This window comes from Tepidibacter thalassicus DSM 15285, assembly GCF_900129915.1.
Taxonomy (GTDB): Bacteria; Bacillota; Clostridia; order Peptostreptococcales; family Peptostreptococcaceae; genus Tepidibacter; species Tepidibacter thalassicus.
This window is the reverse complement of the sequence record NZ_FQXH01000005.1, coordinates 99299-115661: the sequence shown is the minus strand read 5'-3', so window position 1 is coordinate 115661 and position 16363 is coordinate 99299. Positions and strand designations below refer to the sequence as shown.

General features: G+C 29.7%; 23 protein-coding genes. 1 reads left to right on the top strand and 22 read right to left on the bottom strand.

Annotation, left to right across the window (positions count from 1 at the left end; translation table 11 throughout):
* The 5 genes from ybeY to BUA19_RS00650 are packed head-to-tail and all read right to left on the bottom strand — an operon-like array spanning position 1 to position 4863.
* Positions 1-462: an rRNA maturation RNase YbeY gene (ybeY, locus tag BUA19_RS00670; RefSeq protein WP_072722947.1), complete on the bottom strand. Its 462-nt coding sequence runs from the start codon at positions 460-462 to the stop codon at positions 1-3.
* Positions 443-2464, bottom strand: coding sequence for an HD family phosphohydrolase (locus tag BUA19_RS00665; protein ID WP_072722946.1), 2022 nt, complete (start codon positions 2462-2464; stop codon positions 443-445). The genes ybeY and BUA19_RS00665 overlap by 20 nt, the downstream gene beginning before the upstream one ends.
* 17 nt (positions 2465-2481) lie before the next feature.
* Positions 2482-3471, bottom strand: coding sequence for a PhoH family protein (locus BUA19_RS00660; protein ID WP_072722945.1), 990 nt, complete (start codon positions 3469-3471; stop codon positions 2482-2484).
* The gene (gene yqfD / locus BUA19_RS00655; RefSeq protein WP_072722944.1) at positions 3443-4612 is read right to left on the bottom strand and encodes a sporulation protein YqfD; all 1170 of its coding nucleotides are present in this window, start codon (positions 4610-4612) and stop codon (positions 3443-3445) included. Before yqfD ends, BUA19_RS00660 begins: the two co-directional genes overlap by 29 nt.
* Positions 4613-4626: 14 nt before the next feature.
* Positions 4627-4863, bottom strand: coding sequence for a YabP/YqfC family sporulation protein (locus tag BUA19_RS00650; protein WP_072722943.1), 237 nt, complete (start codon positions 4861-4863; stop codon positions 4627-4629).
* A 173-nt stretch (positions 4864-5036) separates the two neighbouring features.
* Here BUA19_RS00650 and BUA19_RS00645 point away from each other — a divergent pair, with 173 nt between their 5' ends.
* Positions 5037-5546, top strand: coding sequence for a 4Fe-4S binding protein (locus tag BUA19_RS00645; RefSeq protein WP_072722942.1), 510 nt, complete (start codon positions 5037-5039; stop codon positions 5544-5546).
* Between the two features lie 41 nt (positions 5547-5587).
* Here BUA19_RS00645 and BUA19_RS00640 read toward each other — a convergent pair whose 3' ends face one another.
* The 17 genes from BUA19_RS00640 to BUA19_RS00575 form a co-directional block, all read right to left on the bottom strand.
* Positions 5588-6841, bottom strand: coding sequence for a GGDEF domain-containing response regulator (locus BUA19_RS00640; protein WP_178137409.1), 1254 nt, complete (start codon positions 6839-6841; stop codon positions 5588-5590).
* A 209-nt stretch (positions 6842-7050) separates the two neighbouring features.
* Complete coding sequence (locus BUA19_RS00635; RefSeq protein ID WP_072722940.1) at positions 7051-7494, bottom strand: GatB/YqeY domain-containing protein; 444 nt, start codon at positions 7492-7494, stop codon at positions 7051-7053.
* A 20-nt stretch (positions 7495-7514) separates the two neighbouring features.
* Positions 7515-7694 carry a 30S ribosomal protein S21 gene (gene rpsU / locus BUA19_RS00630; protein ID WP_072722939.1) on the bottom strand — a complete coding sequence of 60 codons (180 nt, stop codon included), beginning with the start codon at positions 7692-7694 and terminating at the stop codon, positions 7515-7517.
* A 135-nt stretch (positions 7695-7829) separates the two neighbouring features.
* On the bottom strand, positions 7830-8168 hold the full coding sequence (locus BUA19_RS00625) for a histidine triad nucleotide-binding protein (RefSeq protein WP_072722938.1): 339 nt from the start codon (positions 8166-8168) through the stop codon (positions 7830-7832).
* A 44-nt stretch (positions 8169-8212) separates the two neighbouring features.
* Complete coding sequence (mtaB, locus tag BUA19_RS00620) at positions 8213-9577, bottom strand: tRNA (N(6)-L-threonylcarbamoyladenosine(37)-C(2))-methylthiotransferase MtaB (protein ID WP_084601866.1); 1365 nt, start codon at positions 9575-9577, stop codon at positions 8213-8215.
* Between the two features lie 211 nt (positions 9578-9788).
* Positions 9789-10157, bottom strand: coding sequence for a hypothetical protein (locus BUA19_RS00615; protein ID WP_072722937.1), 369 nt, complete (start codon positions 10155-10157; stop codon positions 9789-9791).
* 11 nt (positions 10158-10168) lie between these two features.
* Positions 10169-11134 (bottom strand): N-acetylmuramoyl-L-alanine amidase, encoded by a 966-nt coding sequence (locus BUA19_RS00610; RefSeq protein WP_072722936.1) that lies wholly within the window; start codon positions 11132-11134, stop codon positions 10169-10171.
* Positions 11135-11151: 17 nt separating this feature from the next.
* Positions 11152-11490 carry a hypothetical protein gene (locus BUA19_RS00605; protein ID WP_072722935.1) on the bottom strand — a complete coding sequence of 113 codons (339 nt, stop codon included), beginning with the start codon at positions 11488-11490 and terminating at the stop codon, positions 11152-11154.
* Positions 11491-11507: 17 nt separating this feature from the next.
* A complete protein-coding gene (locus BUA19_RS00600) occupies positions 11508-11834 on the bottom strand; it encodes a hypothetical protein (protein WP_072722934.1) in 327 nt (108 codons plus the stop codon).
* A 61-nt stretch (positions 11835-11895) separates the two neighbouring features.
* A complete protein-coding gene (locus BUA19_RS11605; protein WP_178137408.1) occupies positions 11896-12060 on the bottom strand; it encodes a hypothetical protein in 165 nt (54 codons plus the stop codon).
* A 4-nt stretch (positions 12061-12064) separates the two neighbouring features.
* Entirely contained in the window at positions 12065-12181 is a 117-nt protein-coding gene (locus BUA19_RS12110; protein ID WP_278280439.1) for a CD1375 family protein, read from the bottom strand.
* Positions 12182-12185: 4 nt separating this feature from the next.
* Positions 12186-12350, bottom strand: coding sequence for a hypothetical protein (locus tag BUA19_RS11600; protein ID WP_178137407.1), 165 nt, complete (start codon positions 12348-12350; stop codon positions 12186-12188).
* 12 nt (positions 12351-12362) lie between these two features.
* On the bottom strand, positions 12363-13949 hold the full coding sequence (locus BUA19_RS00595) for a hypothetical protein (RefSeq protein WP_207645961.1): 1587 nt from the start codon (positions 13947-13949) through the stop codon (positions 12363-12365).
* Positions 13924-15024 carry a reverse transcriptase domain-containing protein gene (locus BUA19_RS00590; RefSeq protein ID WP_207645960.1) on the bottom strand — a complete coding sequence of 367 codons (1101 nt, stop codon included), beginning with the start codon at positions 15022-15024 and terminating at the stop codon, positions 13924-13926. Before BUA19_RS00590 ends, BUA19_RS00595 begins: the two co-directional genes overlap by 26 nt.
* 224 nt (positions 15025-15248) lie before the next feature.
* On the bottom strand, positions 15249-15587 hold the full coding sequence (gene avd / locus BUA19_RS00585; protein WP_072722933.1) for a diversity-generating retroelement protein Avd: 339 nt from the start codon (positions 15585-15587) through the stop codon (positions 15249-15251).
* Between the two features lie 15 nt (positions 15588-15602).
* Complete coding sequence (locus BUA19_RS00580) at positions 15603-15983, bottom strand: hypothetical protein (protein ID WP_207645959.1); 381 nt, start codon at positions 15981-15983, stop codon at positions 15603-15605.
* A 59-nt stretch (positions 15984-16042) separates the two neighbouring features.
* Complete coding sequence (locus tag BUA19_RS00575) at positions 16043-16354, bottom strand: hypothetical protein (protein ID WP_072722931.1); 312 nt, start codon at positions 16352-16354, stop codon at positions 16043-16045.
* Positions 16355-16363 lie beyond the last annotated feature (9 nt).

The window sequence follows — 16363 nt, the reverse complement described above, 5'->3', positions numbered from 1 at the left end:
TCATTCCCTCACTATACCAAGTTTTAACAATACAGCTTCTTCTTTTTCTCTCATTATTTTAGTATTTTCTTCAGTATCATGATCATATCCCATTAAATGAAACATACTATGACAAACTAAAAAAGCTACTTCTCTCTCAAAACTATGATTATATTCTCTACTTTGTTCCAAAGCTTTTTCCATTGATATTACTATATCTCCTAATGCTTTTTCTCCAAATTCTATATAAAAATCATTCTCTTCAATAAGAGGAAATGAAAGCACATCTGTAGGCTTATCTACTCCTCTAAACTCTTTATTCAATTTATGTATTTCTTCATTATTTACAAAAGATAAACTTATTTCATAATCTTCATCAAACCCCTCATATTTTAAAGATTCATTTATTACATCTTTTATCATATCTAATAAATTATCGTTAACTTCTATTTCATCTTGTCTATTATCTATTATCAGTTTCAACTTTATTTCCTCCTTCATCTGGATATTCTATTCTCTCATGAAACATCCCCATTATTACTTCAATAAATGCTTCTTTTATAGTATCTAAATCTCTTAATGTTAAATTACTTTTATCAAGTTGTCCATCATTTAATTTTCCATTAATTATTTTACTTATCATTTCTTCAATTTTTTCTTTAGTAGGCTCTTTTATACTTCTTATAGCAGCCTCGACAGAATCTGCAAGCATTATAACAGCTGATTCCCTACTTTGAGGCTTTGGCCCTTCATATCTAAATTCTTCTTCTCTTATATCAAGTCCTTCTTCTTTAGCCTTATGATAAAAGAAAGCTACTAAAGTAGTTCCATGGTGTTCTCTTATAATATTTGTTATTTCTCTAGGAAGTTTATATTTTTTAGCAAGTTCAACTCCATATGTAACATGTTCTTTTATTATTTTAACACTAAGTGTAGGTACTATTTTATCATGAGGATTATCTGTTGTTATTTGATTCTCTTTAAAAAAATACGGTCTTGAAAGTTTTCCTATATCATGATAATAAGATGCAACTCTTGCAAATAATGAATTAGCTCCTATTTTATCACACGCTCTTTCTGCTAAATTTCCAACTATGATACTGTGATGATAAGTTCCTGGAGTTTCTATAAGCATCCTTTTTAAAATCTCATTATTAGCACTTGAAAGCTCAAGAAGTTTTAAACTAGTCAATATATCAAAATAATGTTCCCATAACGGAAGACTTCCAACTACAAATATAGATGAAAATATACCTGATAAAAAAGCAAGTAAAGAATTAATTAACGGTTCTTTTAAATTAGTTGTAGTAATAAAACTTAAAGATAACACAATCAAAAAATTCACTATACCTATTTTAAACCCTGTAAATATTATGTTTCTCCTTTGTGATATTTCTAAATTCGCAAAAGAACCAAAAGTTCCTGATACTAAAGACAATAACAATAAATTAACATCACCTATTGCTAAATATATCATAATCGAAATGATTATATTAGATATTATAGCTATATTTGAATTTAAAAGTATGCTAATAAGCATACTAGCACCGGCAACAGGTATTATATACATAGATATACTATTTAATGATAAGCACATTAAAACAGTTATACTTATCACTAGTATTACTAATAACAATTTTTTTTCGTCATTTAATATATCTTTATTAAAAATATAAATATATAAAATACCAACTGATTCTAATATCAATATTATTAATATCAATCCCATTAACACAAAAAAATCTTCTTTTCCTTTTTTCTCAATAAATCCTATACTTTGAAGTAGTTCTAATTTCTCTTTTGTTATGACTTCACCTTTAGAAATTATATTTTCTCCCTTAGGTATTATTACTTTTTCAACAGAAGCTTTAGCTTCTTCTGTTTTTTGTTGTGTCTTTTCTAAATCTAAAAATTTATTAGGTCTTATATAATTATTTATTATTTCTATCCCTAACAATTTTTCATTTTGATTGAGTTTTTTTATTTCTTCAAAAAATTCAGAGACATTTTTCTTTTGAGAATCAATTTCTTCTTTTGTAACTCCTGTACTCATTATTTGATTTATAGTATCAAATATATAGTTTTTTAACCTTTCCAAATTAACCTTATTTAATTTTAAAGCTATATTTATAGATTTGTCTGAAATACTAGGATATTCTTTTTTTATATTTTTTAATTTATCATCAAAACTCAATTCTTCATTAGAATTTATAAAATATATATCATTAAAAAATTTCTCTATATCAGATTTTATTTCAGCTTGTATTGTAGGGTTTATTCTATATACAGGTTGTACTTGTTCTATAGCTTTTTTTATAAGTTTTTCTGTTTCTATTTTGTTTTCTATATCTTTTGTTGCTTTTATATCTTCTTGAGCCCTTTGTCCTATTTTTAACTCATATTTTTCTGGAGATAAAAATGTAAATAATAATATAAAATTTACTAAAAAAAACAAAAGGGCAAAAGAAAATTTCTTAAACTTCATCGTTTCAATCTCCTTCCTCACTTTTTCTTCTTGACGTTCTTTTTATATTCTCGTCTTTTTTCGAACTTCTCATATGCTTTTATAATCCTCTGAACAAGTTCATGTCTAACTACATCTTTTTCAGTCAATGTTACAATAGATATTCCTTTTACGTCTTTTAATACTTCCTGAGCATGCAAAAGTCCAGATTTTTTACTTGTAGGAAGATCTGTTTGAGTTATATCTCCTGTAACTACAGCTTTTGATCCAAAACCAAGTCTTGTTAAAAACATTTTCATTTGCTCAGGTGTAGTATTTTGTGCCTCATCAAGTATTATAAAAGCATTATCTAATGTTCTTCCTCTCATAAAAGCAAGGGGAGCTACTTCTATCATTCCTCGTTCCATATATTTATTAAACTTTTCTCCTCCTAATATCTCAAATAAAGCATCATATAACGGTCTAAGGTATGGATCTACTTTATCCTTTAAATCTCCTGGTAAAAATCCAAGTGTTTCTCCTGCCTCAACAGCTGGTCTAGTTAATATTATTCTACTCACTTCATCTCTTTTAAAAGCTTTTACAGCCATGGCAACAGCAAGATATGTTTTACCTGTCCCAGCAGGACCTATTCCAAAAGTAATATCATTATTTTTTATCTGATTAATATATTCCTTTTGTCCTAGCGTTTTAGGTTGTATAGCTTTTCCCTTAGTTGTAAAAGCTATTATATCCTCAGCAAGTTCTTTCATTTTTTCCTCTGTTCCTTCAAACAACAAATTTATACTATATGATATATTCTGAGCATTTAAATCATTACCTTTTTTAACTAATTCATTCAACTCTTTCATAAGTCTTTGTGCAAGATTTATATTTTCTTCTGTTCCTATCAAAACTACATTTCCATCTCTAAGAACTATATTAATATTGAGATTATCCTCTATTATCTTTACATTTTGATCAAAATTTCCAAATAATTCTCTTGTAAAAACTTCATCTTCAATTTCTATTTTTTTCTGTATTATCAATATAGTTTCCTCCTTCTATTTTTTCATCTTTACCTATATCTTCTAAAGCTTGTATTGTTACAATAAATTCTAACACATTACCCTTTATTTTGTAATCTTCTTTTTTATTTATTATTCTTGCCTGTACTGGAAGTAAATAGTCAATTTTCTTTAAAGCTTTTTGTCTAATAATATTTTTTAACTTTTCTATATCTTTTTTATTATCTTTTACATTTACTTCATAAAAAGTATTTATTTCAACTTCAATAGGAACTTTAAATTTTTTATATTCACACTTCAAAATTCTTTTCCTTATATAATAATTTTTATACGGTATATTTCTTTTTATATAATAAGTTTTATTAAAAAATTTTATTTTATAAGTTTTTTTGCTCTTTCCTGTCTTAATTTTATCTTTATTTATATACTCAATACTTTCTTTTATCTCATAAAATGTTCTTGCCCAAACTTCTCCCTTGGCTATTACATTACCCCCAGCAATCAAAACATCTCCTTTTTTTACTATATTCCCCTTACTCACTAAAGCTTCACCACTTCTAGGTATTACCTTTTCTATTATACCATCTTTTTTAGCAATTATATTACAATTTATTTTTGTATTTTCCTCAGGTTCTTCTGATTTCTTTACTATTTCTACAAACGCATTAGTTCCCTCAATATTTATAAAAATATACGCAATATCATCAAATTTTGACAATATACTATCTCTTATATCTTTTTTATCAATCATATATTTATTAACCCAAGGTTTAAGTCCACAATTATATAATTCCTTTCTCAATTCAGATTTATTTATACCTTCTGGACAATCAATATATACATTTGTTATAAATGTAGTTAAAAAAACTAAAATAAATAAAGATAAAATTCCTCCTATTAATAAAGACTTTCTTTTATATATTCTCTTCATTAAAAAAGGAAGTCCAATTGATCTTTTTATTTTTAAATTATAATCAGATTTTTTATAAAGATATATAAGATTTTTAACATCATCCCTATATATATAAGCTTCTATTTTAGTAGGAGATATCCTTCTTATATTAAAAAGATAAATCCCATTATTAACTAAATAATTTATAAATTTCTCCAAATAAAGCCCTTCTATACTTACTATACAAAACCCTTTGACATACTGCCACAAAATCTATGCCCCCCCTAAACCCAATATTCAACAGAATATATTTTTCCCTCTATACACAAATCATCTTCAGTTATATACTTTATAATCAAATCCTCCCCTTCTATTTTTAAAACATTTAACTTCGTACTCACTTTAATCATTTGTTTAGAATATTCTAAAACACTTATATAATTTTCTATGTTAATAAATTTATTACCAACCGTTATAACTTTAGGTAAATTAATTTTTAAATCGTTAGGTAAATCAAACATTCCTACACCTCCCTTATATAATTTTATGAATACAACATTATTTAATTCCACATTTTTATTGTGCATAAAGCAATACACATTTTTATATTTAAAATTTCTATTGACATTTATATTATTATATCGTAATATATAGATATAAAAATTAGCGATATTTTTTATAAGGAGGTATTCAAATGAAAAAAAGAAAATCTTATATGAATTGGTCTTGGATATTTTTCATTACATTTATGACTCTTGCAATTTACGACATTAGATTTGCAGCATTAGGTTTAGCATGTATGATTTCACCTATAGTATTTTCATCTACTGGACAAGGAAAAGTGCATTGTTCCCATTACTGTCCTAGAGGCTCATTCTTAGGAAAATTTTTAAGCAAGTTATCTCTTGGATACAATGTACCAGCTTTTATGAAAGCTAAATTATTTAAACACACTATCTTAGTTTCTATGCTTACTTCTTTTTCTTTATCTTTATATAAAGGCGGATTAACTTTAACAAATATAGGTGCAACTATATTTAGATTAGTACTAATTACTACTATAATCGGAATTTTTCTTGGAATAATTTTCAAACCAAGAACTTGGTGTACAATATGTCCTATGGGTCATGCTTCTAATTTAATAGATAAACAAATAAAAAAATCATCTCCTACAAAAAATAAAACTACTAAAAAAATAGCTTAAAAGTAGGTCTTAATAAATTTTATTAAGACCTACTTTTAATTTTAAATATAAGTAGTTTTTCCCCTTCCTAATTTTTTCGAAATATACAAAGCTTTATCAGCTTTTTCTAAAACCTCTTCAATAGTTTCATGTTCACCTTCAAAAGTTGAAATTCCAGCACTAAACGAAATATTAATACTATTATCTTTATATTTAATAACTTTGTCAATTATCTTATTTCTAGCTCTTTCTAAAGCTTCATAAGCTTGAGTGCCTAATGTATCATTAAATAAAACTAAAAATTCATCTCCTCCAAAACGATATATCTCATCAGTACTTCTAAGACACTTTTTCAACTCTTCTACAAACACTTTTAATGCATAATCTCCTGCTAAATGTCCATATTTATCGTTAATTTCTTTAAAGTAATCAAAATCTATAAAAGCTATAGAAAAAACTGTTTTACCATCTTTAAAACTGTTTTTAATCTCTTTTAATCTTTCATTAAAATACTCCTTATTGTAAACCCCCGTTAAATTATCTTTAATTATTTTCGTTCTATAAATATTAATTTTTTTCAATATACTCTCTACCCTTACAATAAGCTCTTCTATTTGAAAAGGTTTTATTATATAATCATCTGCTCCTTCTTTTAGAGCTTTTACTTTATAACTTATCGTATTTTTAGACGTTAAAAATATAACAGGTACATTTATCTTCTCCTCTTTTATCTGTTTTAATAACTCAAACCCACTCTTTTCTGATATGATTATGTCTAAAATCACTAAATCTATTTTTTCTCTCTTTAATATACACATTACATTTTCCAAACTATAAGAAGTAATTACATTATATCCTTCATTTCTAAATATATTTTCTAATAAATAAATAAGCTCTACATCATTATCGACTATTAATATATTTCCTTTGTTAGTAATATTTATATTTTCACTTTTTATCTTATTTTGTTTATTTTCTAAATTAAATACATACATCTGTTTTAACTTTTCTATTTCTTCATAAATACACGCTAATCCCTTTAATAAATTGGAAAAAACCTCATCACTTATAAATTTACTATTTATACATTCTAAATAATCTTCATACTCCCCTGCTAATCGAGACAAATGATTAAGTCTTAATATACCACTTTTTCCCCTTATAGTATGAAAAAAATTCTTTATTTGCATTTCATATTTTCTATCTCTATACAAACGATATTTCATTAAATTTACAATTGCATTATCTATTTTTTCTCTTTGACTATTTAAAAACATTTGTATCTTATTCACAAATAATTTTTTTGATTCATCCACTCCGTCTCTCCCCTTTTTATTTTTTACCTCTAAAAAAAGCACATCAAAACGTATTATATTAAATATATATACAATAACAATATCAAAAATATTACATCTAAATAATTTTACGATACTTATATAATAATATTTCTTTTTATTTATCATAAATCCTTTGTTTTTTTAACAAATATAAAAAAAGACTAAAGCTAAGCTTTAGTCTTTTATATCTATTGTAAGTGTTTTTTTACTAATTGATTTACAATTTTACCATCAGCCTTTCCCTTCACTTTAGGCATTATAGCTGACATAACTTTACCCATATCCTTCATTGAAGAAGCACTAATTTCACCTATAGTTTCTACAACTATCTTTTCTACTTCTTCATCGCTTAATTGAGCTGGCAAATAAGTTTTTAATATTTCAATCTCAGATTCTGTCTGAGCTATAAGATCTTCTCTACCTGCCTTTTTAAATTCCTCAAGTGCATCTTTTCTTTGTTTCATTTGTTTAGAAACAATGTCTATAACACCATCATCATCAAGTTCAATTCTATTATCCACTTCATACTGCTTAACTGCAGATCTTATAAGAGTAATAACAGACTTTTTAACTTGATCTTTTTCTTTCATAGCAAGTTTTAGATCATCCATTAATTTCGATTTAAGGGACATCCCCTTTCACCTCTTATCTACTATCTTTTTGCTTTTTTTCTTCTTGCAGCCTCAGCTTTTTTCTTACGCTTTACGCTTGGCTTATCATAATGCTCTCTTTTTCTGATTTCAGATAATATACCAGACATAGCACATTGACGCTTAAATCTTCTAAGAGCACTATCTAAAGATTCATTTTCTCTTACTTTTACTTCTGACATTCTTCTTCCCTCCCTCCAATACCAGCAATTCTGCTATAACTATAACTGTGATTATAAGCTAGATTTATTACAGGGTTAATACCATACTTAGTTATTATAAACTACTTTTAAACTTTTATCAAGTATTTTTTGATTCTATGGCCAATTTAAGGTTTTTCCACCAATAATATGATAATGTATATGTTTTACCTCTTGTCCTGCATCTTTTCCACAATTATTTACAATTCTAAATCCACTTTGTTCAAAATTCATATCTTTAGCAATTTTATTTATAACTTTATGAATATCAGATATAATATCCATTTCATTATCTGGTATATGTATTATAGATTCATAGTGTTTTTTAGGTATCACTAAAATATGAATTGGCGCTATTGGATTTATATCTTTAAATGCAAGCACTTTATCATCCTCATATATTTTAGTCGATGGAATTTCTCCATTCACTATTTTACAAAATATACAATTTTCCATTTTTTACACCTCCTTACACAAAACCTAAAATATAAATACTATATTCAAATTAAAATTCCTTCTACAAACTCTTCTTTTATTTTGTTTAACTTAACATTTAATATTTTTCCCTCTATATCTTCTTCCTCTTTAACTAAAACCCTTATATAATTAGGAGTCAACCCTTCATAATATCCATTTTCTAATTTCTGCTCAAATAATACAGGTACAATTTCACCTATAAACTTAGATGTAAATTTTATATAATTCTCCTTAGATAAATTTATAAGTTTCTCACTTCTTATTTGCTTTACTTTAGGATCTACTTGATTTTTCATAGATGCAGCAGGAGTCCCTTTCCTAGGAGAATACTTAAAAATATGCATTTGAGAAAGTTGTATCTCCTTCAAAAAATTATAAGTTACTTCAAATTCTTTATCAGTTTCTCCAGGAAAACCAACTATAACATCTGTAGTTATAGATGCATCTTTTATGTTTTTTCTAATTTTTTCAACTATATCTCTATACTGTTTTGTAGTATACTTTCTATTCATTCTTTTTAATGTTTCATCGCATCCACTTTGAAGAGATAGATGAAAATGAGGACATATCTTGTCCATAGAGGCTATTTCCTTTATAAAACTATCTGTCATAAGAAGTGGTTCCACAGAACTCAATCTTATTCTTTGTATACCCTCAATTTTATGAATTTCTCTTAAAACATCTAATAAATTTACATTTCCTAAATCCTTTCCATAAGATGCCACATGAATACCAGTTAAAACTATCTCTTTAAATCCATTATTTGAAAGCTTTTTAACTTCATTCACTATATTTTCAAGTAGTCTACTTCTAACAGGTCCTCTAGCATAAGGTATTATACAGTAAGAACAAAACCTATCACATCCTTCTTGTATTTTTAAAAATGCTCTAGTTTTTCCTCTTACTTCTTTTATTTGCATTTCCTCAAATTCTCTAACCTTCATTATATCATCAACAGTACTTAACTTAGTATTGCTATCAACATTTTTTACTATTTCAACAATTTTATTCCTATCATTAGTTCCCATAACAATATTTACTTCTTCTATATCTAAAATCTCCTCAGGTGCTACTTGAGAATAACAACCTACTACTACTATTATAGATAAAGGATTTTTCTTTTTAGCTCTTCTTATAAACTGCCTTGATTTTCTGTCACTCATATTTGTAACAGTACAAGTATTTATTACATATATATCTGCATATTCTTCACAATCTACAATTTCGTATGAAGATTTTTTAAAAAGTTCCATCATAGCTTCCGTTTCATATTGATTTACTTTACAACCTAAAGTGAATATAGATATGGTTTTTTTGCGCCCATATTTCTTGTAAAATGCCTCTGCGTCAAGACTTAGGTCAACTTTTTCTCTATTTTTATTTTCCATCGCGGTAGCTTCCTCCTATATTTATTATTTCCAAGTGTGTTATTATATATTGTTAATAAAATTAATTTTTCTTGTATTCTTTCTGTATTTTTGGTATAATGCTGTTTTATGCATGAATATATTCTACCATACAGTTTGTAAGCATTCAACTATAAAATATGTTCAAAAGCCCACTGGTGAACATCAATTCTCCAATGGGCTTTTGCTTCTTTTATTCCGTTTTAATTTCTGGCAAAATTTTCTCTTCATTATTAATATACATTTTTAGGTTTTCGTTGCTTTCCCATTTTTGTTTTGCCATTTCAAGTGTGCTTTCAATCATTCTGTCTATATCTTTTGAAGTAAATAAGAATTTCAATATAGCCGGCAAACGTTCGTATATCCAATCAGATACCGCCGCATATTTCAATTCCCCTGTTCCTGCTCCAAATTCTCTTTCTGCTTGTGTTACCAACTTGTAAAGTATATTGTTCAATATTTTCATTTCGCCTCTTTTGATAAGCACTACAACAAGGGCAATAAACCCTATAACAACAATAACGCTGTCCCAATTTTCAAGTAAAAAATTCAATATAGCCATTTTAATTCCTCCTATTCTATAACTTTAATATCACTTTTATTTAACCAGCTATTGATTCCGCCGTTTGCTCCAAGCAATGCTTTTTCTCCCGCTATTCTCGAAACTTCATGAGTTCCGTTTTTTACCCATCCCGGGATTTTCTGACCTGTTGCATATTTGTTTCCGGTGATTTTAACTTTTGAACCTACTTTTATAATGTTTCTAGTTCCTCCCTCTCCTTCTAGGTCTGATAATTTCACCCAGCTATTTATACCAGATAACAACGCCCTGTCCGCTCCAAGCTGTTTTATTTTGTATTTGCTTCCTTTTACAAAGTTAGCAATCCTTTGTCCTGTAGCGTACTTTGTGGCGCTTCTTTTAACTGTTACAGTATCACCAACTTTAAAATCATTTGTATTCGTTGGTGCGTTAGGTGTAACCGGAACACTTGAACCGCCTACCGCTTTTATAATTTCGTCAAACTGGAAGTTTTCACCCGGGCAATGTGGTTTTGTTATTGGGCTTACTTCATAATGTCCCACTATATGCGCCCTATCTGCTGGTATTTCTACCCCAAATATCTTTTTCACTTCATCTCTTATATGTTTTATCAGTTCAATTGTTGCGGCTTTCTGCGCTTCTGTAAGTTTGCCTTTGTTTTCCTTCCAGAATCCCTCATGCTCAATTGATACGGTGTAATAGTTTGCGTTGGTCCTTCTATCTCTTACGGCTTTTAGTGATGATTTCCCATAATAAACTTTGCTTGATGGCTTTGTACTTGTCCCATTGCACCAAGCACCGTCCTTTAGGTCCACAAGTTGCGTCACTCTTCCATCTTTAGCAACAACATAATGTGCTGAAGCTTGCGACTTCGGATTGCATAACCATGATACCGCGCCATTATATGACCCCTCTGTGATATGACAAACAATCATATCTGGTTTCCAACCTCTTCTTCCATTATACTTGTTTGGTGAATTTTTCTTTGTTATTCTCATTCCAAATTACCTCCTTATTATTGTGATGATATATTATTAAAATCAATAGGAACTTCCGTAATTTCCGGATTTTCCTTTTTAATTTTCAATAAGTTCTCTGCCTTTGCTTTCCAGCAATAAAAAGCAATCGCGGCGGCTGTTGGTGTTCCAATGAACGCCAGCACAACCCCCAATTGTGATACATCAATAAAAACAATTTTCACTCCTACGAAAACCCCTATGAAATAGGTTGATAAAACCAACATAAGTACAACTTTCGAGAACTCAATTTTTTTCTTTCCTTTTTTCGCCGCAATAAATGCCGTTACAATGGCTCCGGCAAAAACTCCTGCTATGATGTAGCCTATATATTCCATTCTTTTTCACCGACCTTTTAGAAAAGTTTAGCCATGGCAAAGGCAAGCCCAGCTAACACGATGTATTTTATAACCTCATATTTTAAATTGTCATATGTCTTGATGTCTTTGCTTTTCATGGCTTCCATAGCGTCTGCAATTTTGACTATATTTTTTTCAATCGTCTCTATTGCGTCAAATATCCTTTCTATATCTTTTCTGCTCTCACTTTTTGCGATTTCTAAATCTGTAATTCTTTTTTCAAAGTCTTTAATGAAACCCTTTGTTTCATTAATCGCATTCCAAACGGATTTTATTCTATCTTCCAAGTTCTTCACTTGTATGCAATCCTTGCATTCGTTCAACGTTGCTCACCTCTATTCTTTCCGAACACTTTAGCTATTTTAAAAATAAAAATGACAGCCTTTATTTAAAAGAGCCATCATTTTTATTCGTTACTATCAATTCGCTTGTTAATTGTTTCAAATTTATATTTTCTAACGAAAGATTATTGATTATTTCTTGTTGGGTTTTTATAGTTTTCTGTTGTTCCTCAATTATTTGTTCAAGTTTTAAAAATGTTTCTAGCACTTTATTACACTTCCTCAACTTGTTTTGCTAAATATTCCGAAACCGGTATCTTGTATTGTTCCGGTATGGCTTCTATTGTTCTTCTATTATTTTTGATAAGAAACGCATATACTTGTACCATATAATTAAGCATCGCTTTCACCTCTCTTTAAAGTATTCAGTTCTTCTTGCAAGACCATAATTTGTTCATTCAAACCCGCAATCGCTTCATAAGCCGCAATTAATCCAACATTTTCTTTCGCTTTTTCTTCTTTAAGCTTTTTTAAATCTGTAATCCTAAGAGCCTTCATCCCTATACCTCCTTATTCAAATGAAATACCAAATCCATCAATCCATATTGGTTGAGGTTGATTGTTTTTGAGTATTTCTATTTCGATATTAATTCCCCAGCTTTCAGAAGTTTTAACTGCATTGGTAAAATAAAAAGTCTGTCTATTTTCTACTTTTTCGGTTATATCCTCCCATACAGGGTTTTCGTCAAATCCGTTATTTGTCGCTCTTGCCGTAAAAGTTGTTCCATCTGGTATACTTTCAACAAGACTTAATACAATTTTCGAAGCCGCTTCCGATGTTGGTATTGGGGTTTTTAATGTAAATTTTAACCTATCATCAACTTTTGTGAAAGTATACGTTCTTGTTGCTATTGCCCCATCAGTATTCACTGCATTAATTGTGATAATATGTTCTCTATTAAGTTCTAATACCTCAAAAACATCATTAATGCTTAATTCTATATCAGTGTTTTGCGGTGCTGAACTTACAACCCTAATGGTATTTCCATTAATTTTTTCGGTGACATCAACCATTTTTCCATTCAAATCACTAACTTGATATTTCAGTGTAAAAGGTTTCCACTTTCCTTCCAAATTTGTATCCTCACCAGAAATAACAACAGGAGAAGCAGTTTTGGTAAAAGTATGGGTTCTTGTGGCTGTATGGTTTTTAGAATCTGTGGCTTCAATAATAATCGTGTGTTGCTGGTTTAATTCTAACCCTTGAAAAGTAGCGCTATCAATCGAAATGTTTAGGTCAACATTTTGTTGAACATTAGTCCTAGTGTTGATTACATTTCCATTTAATTTTTCCACCACATTTATTGTGTCTCCGTCCGGGTCAGAAACATTGTATATTATTTCAAAAGGTGAGTTCTTTTCACCCAAGTCGCCATCTTGTCCAGAAATCAGCGGAGCAGAGTTCAGAATTTCAAGGACGGGGCGCCACCCGACGGTCACGCTACGACCAGACGCGGAATAGTAAGACCAATAGCGAGCCGAACCGTAACCACGGAGAGCACGAGAGGAGCTATTTCCTGTATAGGTTTCTTGACCCCATGAATAAACACCCATCCAATTCCAAAATTGATTATGTGCCGAATTTTTATCGGTTGAATTTAAAGCGCTGTCTAAATTGCTACTAATGGGTACAGGCAAACCCGAAATTGATTCTTCACGTGTTATGAACCTATCCCATTCATTGTTTGTGGGTGTACCGCCCGAATAATTATCAGAACCTCTTCTGTAATTATTTCCAACCGTCATTACCCTAGCTTTATAACTCTGTCCATCAATTGTAATATCCTTACCCATTATTAGCCCTTGTGAATTTAAGTCATTCCAACTCACATTTACAAGAATTACTCTATCGCAAATAAGCAAGGTTTTGTCTCCATCTTGAATTTTATGCCACTTCAATCTCTTAGCAGCGTCCACTGGTGTATCTCCAAGCGTCCATTGCGTCATATCTTTCAACGTGCTAAAATCAGCTATGTTTCCAACTCCCGCTCCTGTGTATGGCTCTGAACTAATTCTCCACGGTTTAGTGGCTCTTAGTTGTGCAACTCCGCTTTTGTATAAAGCGCCTAATTCAACTGTTTCTAAATACTGTGCCAAAATATTCACCTTCCTTTTCTATTTGAATATAAGGATACTTTGCAAATATTTTTTTGCATAAATTAAAACTGTTCGAATGTCTAGCATGACCTAGCCAACTATTAACAGCTTGTATAATATCCTTTTTATCCATTTTCCCTTCTTTCAATTTTCTGTCCATGGCTTTTATTCGCCTTTTCATAGCTTTTTTAGATTGGTTTCTTACTAATTTATGAGTAGTCCAAATCTTATAACCATATGCATTTACACCTTGACTTATAGGAAAAATTTTAGTCTTTTTATTTGTTTCAAGGTCAAGTTCCTCTTTTAAAAACCATTTAATCTGTTTTAGATACGTTTGTGCTTCTTCTTTCCTCGGTACAACGATGATAATATCATCCATATATCTGGTGTAATGTTTGATTTTAAGATACCTTTTGCAGTATTGGTCCAATTCATTAAGATATATATTGGCGAAATCTTGTGATGTCACATTTCCTAACGGTATTCCTCTTTCACCCTCTGGGGAACTGTCTATAATCTTATCAAGCAACTCCAAATACCTATAATCTTTTATTTTCTTTCTTAAAATCTTTTTAAGTATACTCCTATTTATAGAATAGAAAAATTTAGCAACATCCATTTTTAAAACCCATCCATCGCCATACTTCCATTTAATGAATCTCATATCATGTTGAACCTTATCAACCGCTTTATGAGTTCCACCCCCTTCAACACATGCAAAAGATGTGCTTATGAAAATCGGTTTGTACATTTCTTTTAATACTTCATGGACCGCAAATTGAACTACTTTATCGTGTATTTTCGGGGCACTCACCACCCTTTCTTTAGGCTCATACACTTTGAATCTTATATATTCTCCTACCTCATAAGTTTCATTCTTTAACTTCTTCCATATGTTTACTAAATTTCTTTCTCTGCACATATCGAATAATATATTTTCTTTTCTGTATTTCCTAGAGCCTTTTTGTGTGTTTTTGTAGCTTAATTCTATGTTTTTATAGTCAATTACTTTATTGTATAAATCCGTCATATCGGCATCCTTTCTTTGGCTTGGCAATATGACATTGTTCATGTATTTACACCTTTAGGTGAAGGAATTATTCTCCCTCGAAATTCTAAACAAGGACTTGCCGATAAATCCGTAGACGTATCGGACAAAATATTTTTTTTACGAGGCGGGGCGCCACCCGACGTTCACGTTACGATTAGACGCGGAATTGTAATTCCAATAGCGAGCCGAATTGTAACCACGGATAGCACGATAGGAGTCCAAACAGAATAATCCCTATTATGTCATTAATTTTTAGTAGACTTCATTAATCCACCGCAAATTCTGCCTAATTCTGAAACTTTGTTTTGAATTTCCAAACATTTCTTTTTTGTTATATATTTTTGTTCCCTCGCAACATTAAAAAGGACCAATAGTAACTTTAAATCTCCATCAACTTGCTGTAAATAATATAATTTATTCCTTTTTAAATTGTTAGAAATCATAGCATTTTTAATAATTCTGTAACAAGCCTGCTTTATTTCTTGACAAAGACAAAATTTTTCAGCCTTTGGGAAATTTGTTAAAACAGGATAAATCGAATTAAGAAACACTTCTGATTTCTTTTGAAGGATGAATGGTTCCAATTTTTTTGCGCCACCTTATGCGTATATACGTTTATTTTGTTCGTCATACTTTCCGTTTTGCAAGTTGATGTCATCAAGATTTAAGAAAGTTTCAACAAACATATTAGCTGTTACATCATTTAAAGTTGCACCCTTTAGCGTTTCAACCTCTACTGCCATGGCAATAAAATTTACAGTTAAACTCGATACGCTATTGTCAACTATTTTATCCACTTCATTTAATCTTCCTGTGATATTTTCAACACTGACATGCGCTTGAAAAATACCCTCTTCCATTTTATTGAAATTTGTTGCACTCATCGGAGTTCCTTGCTGTATTACCTCCCCTTGTTTCGGAATCAAAGTAACTGTTCCATCTGGGTTTGAAACTTCTTCATACTTGTTAGGGTATTCCACAACATGGTCTTGCCATTGCGTTTTTTTATATGCCATTATCATTCACCGCCTTTTTTCTATTATTCATTTTCCTTTATATCGATAGTAAAACGATATAAAACCCCTTCTTGCATTGCCTTTCTTATGATGTTTTCCGGCTTAACTAACCAGATTTTATCATCAATATCAAATAATCTTATTTCTGATATTGTTACATCACCTTCGATAGTGTGGTCTATCAACAGATATATTGCCACACTTCCATTTTCTAATCTTTCTTTTTTGTGAATTGTTGTAGGGTAGTACGTCTCTCCAATTTTTATATCTGCCGATTTTATAACATTTTCTGTATATTTTTTGTAACCTTCAATCGCCTCTTCTGTAAGAAACATCCTTCCGCC

Coding starts and splice junctions, on each gene's coding strand:
- BUA19_RS00665 (WP_072722946.1), bottom strand. CDS start 2,464: ATGAAGTTTAAGAAATTTTCTTTTGCCCTTTTGTTTTTTTTAGTAAAT.
- BUA19_RS00575 (WP_072722931.1), bottom strand. CDS start 16,354: ATGTTTCTTACAGAAGAGGCGATTGAAGGTTACAAAAAATATACAGAA.
- BUA19_RS00605 (WP_072722935.1), bottom strand. CDS start 11,490: ATGGAATATATAGGCTACATCATAGCAGGAGTTTTTGCCGGAGCCATT.
- BUA19_RS00635 (WP_072722940.1), bottom strand. CDS start 7,494: ATGTCCCTTAAATCGAAATTAATGGATGATCTAAAACTTGCTATGAAA.
- BUA19_RS00610 (WP_072722936.1), bottom strand. CDS start 11,134: ATGAGAATAACAAAGAAAAATTCACCAAACAAGTATAATGGAAGAAGA.
- BUA19_RS00625 (WP_072722938.1), bottom strand. CDS start 8,168: ATGGAAAATTGTATATTTTGTAAAATAGTGAATGGAGAAATTCCATCG.
- rpsU (WP_072722939.1), bottom strand. CDS start 7,694: ATGTCAGAAGTAAAAGTAAGAGAAAATGAATCTTTAGATAGTGCTCTT.
- BUA19_RS00650 (WP_072722943.1), bottom strand. CDS start 4,863: ATGTTTGATTTACCTAACGATTTAAAAATTAATTTACCTAAAGTTATA.
- BUA19_RS00615 (WP_072722937.1), bottom strand. CDS start 10,157: ATGGCTATATTGAATTTTTTACTTGAAAATTGGGACAGCGTTATTGTT.
- BUA19_RS00590 (WP_207645960.1), bottom strand. CDS start 15,024: ATGAACAATGTCATATTGCCAAGCCAAAGAAAGGATGCCGATATGACG.
- mtaB (WP_084601866.1), bottom strand. CDS start 9,577: ATGGAAAATAAAAATAGAGAAAAAGTTGACCTAAGTCTTGACGCAGAG.
- BUA19_RS00645 (WP_072722942.1), top strand. CDS start 5,037: ATGAAAAAAAGAAAATCTTATATGAATTGGTCTTGGATATTTTTCATT.
- BUA19_RS11600 (WP_178137407.1), bottom strand. CDS start 12,350: ATGAAGGCTCTTAGGATTACAGATTTAAAAAAGCTTAAAGAAGAAAAA.
- BUA19_RS12110 (WP_278280439.1), bottom strand. CDS start 12,181: ATGGTACAAGTATATGCGTTTCTTATCAAAAATAATAGAAGAACAATA.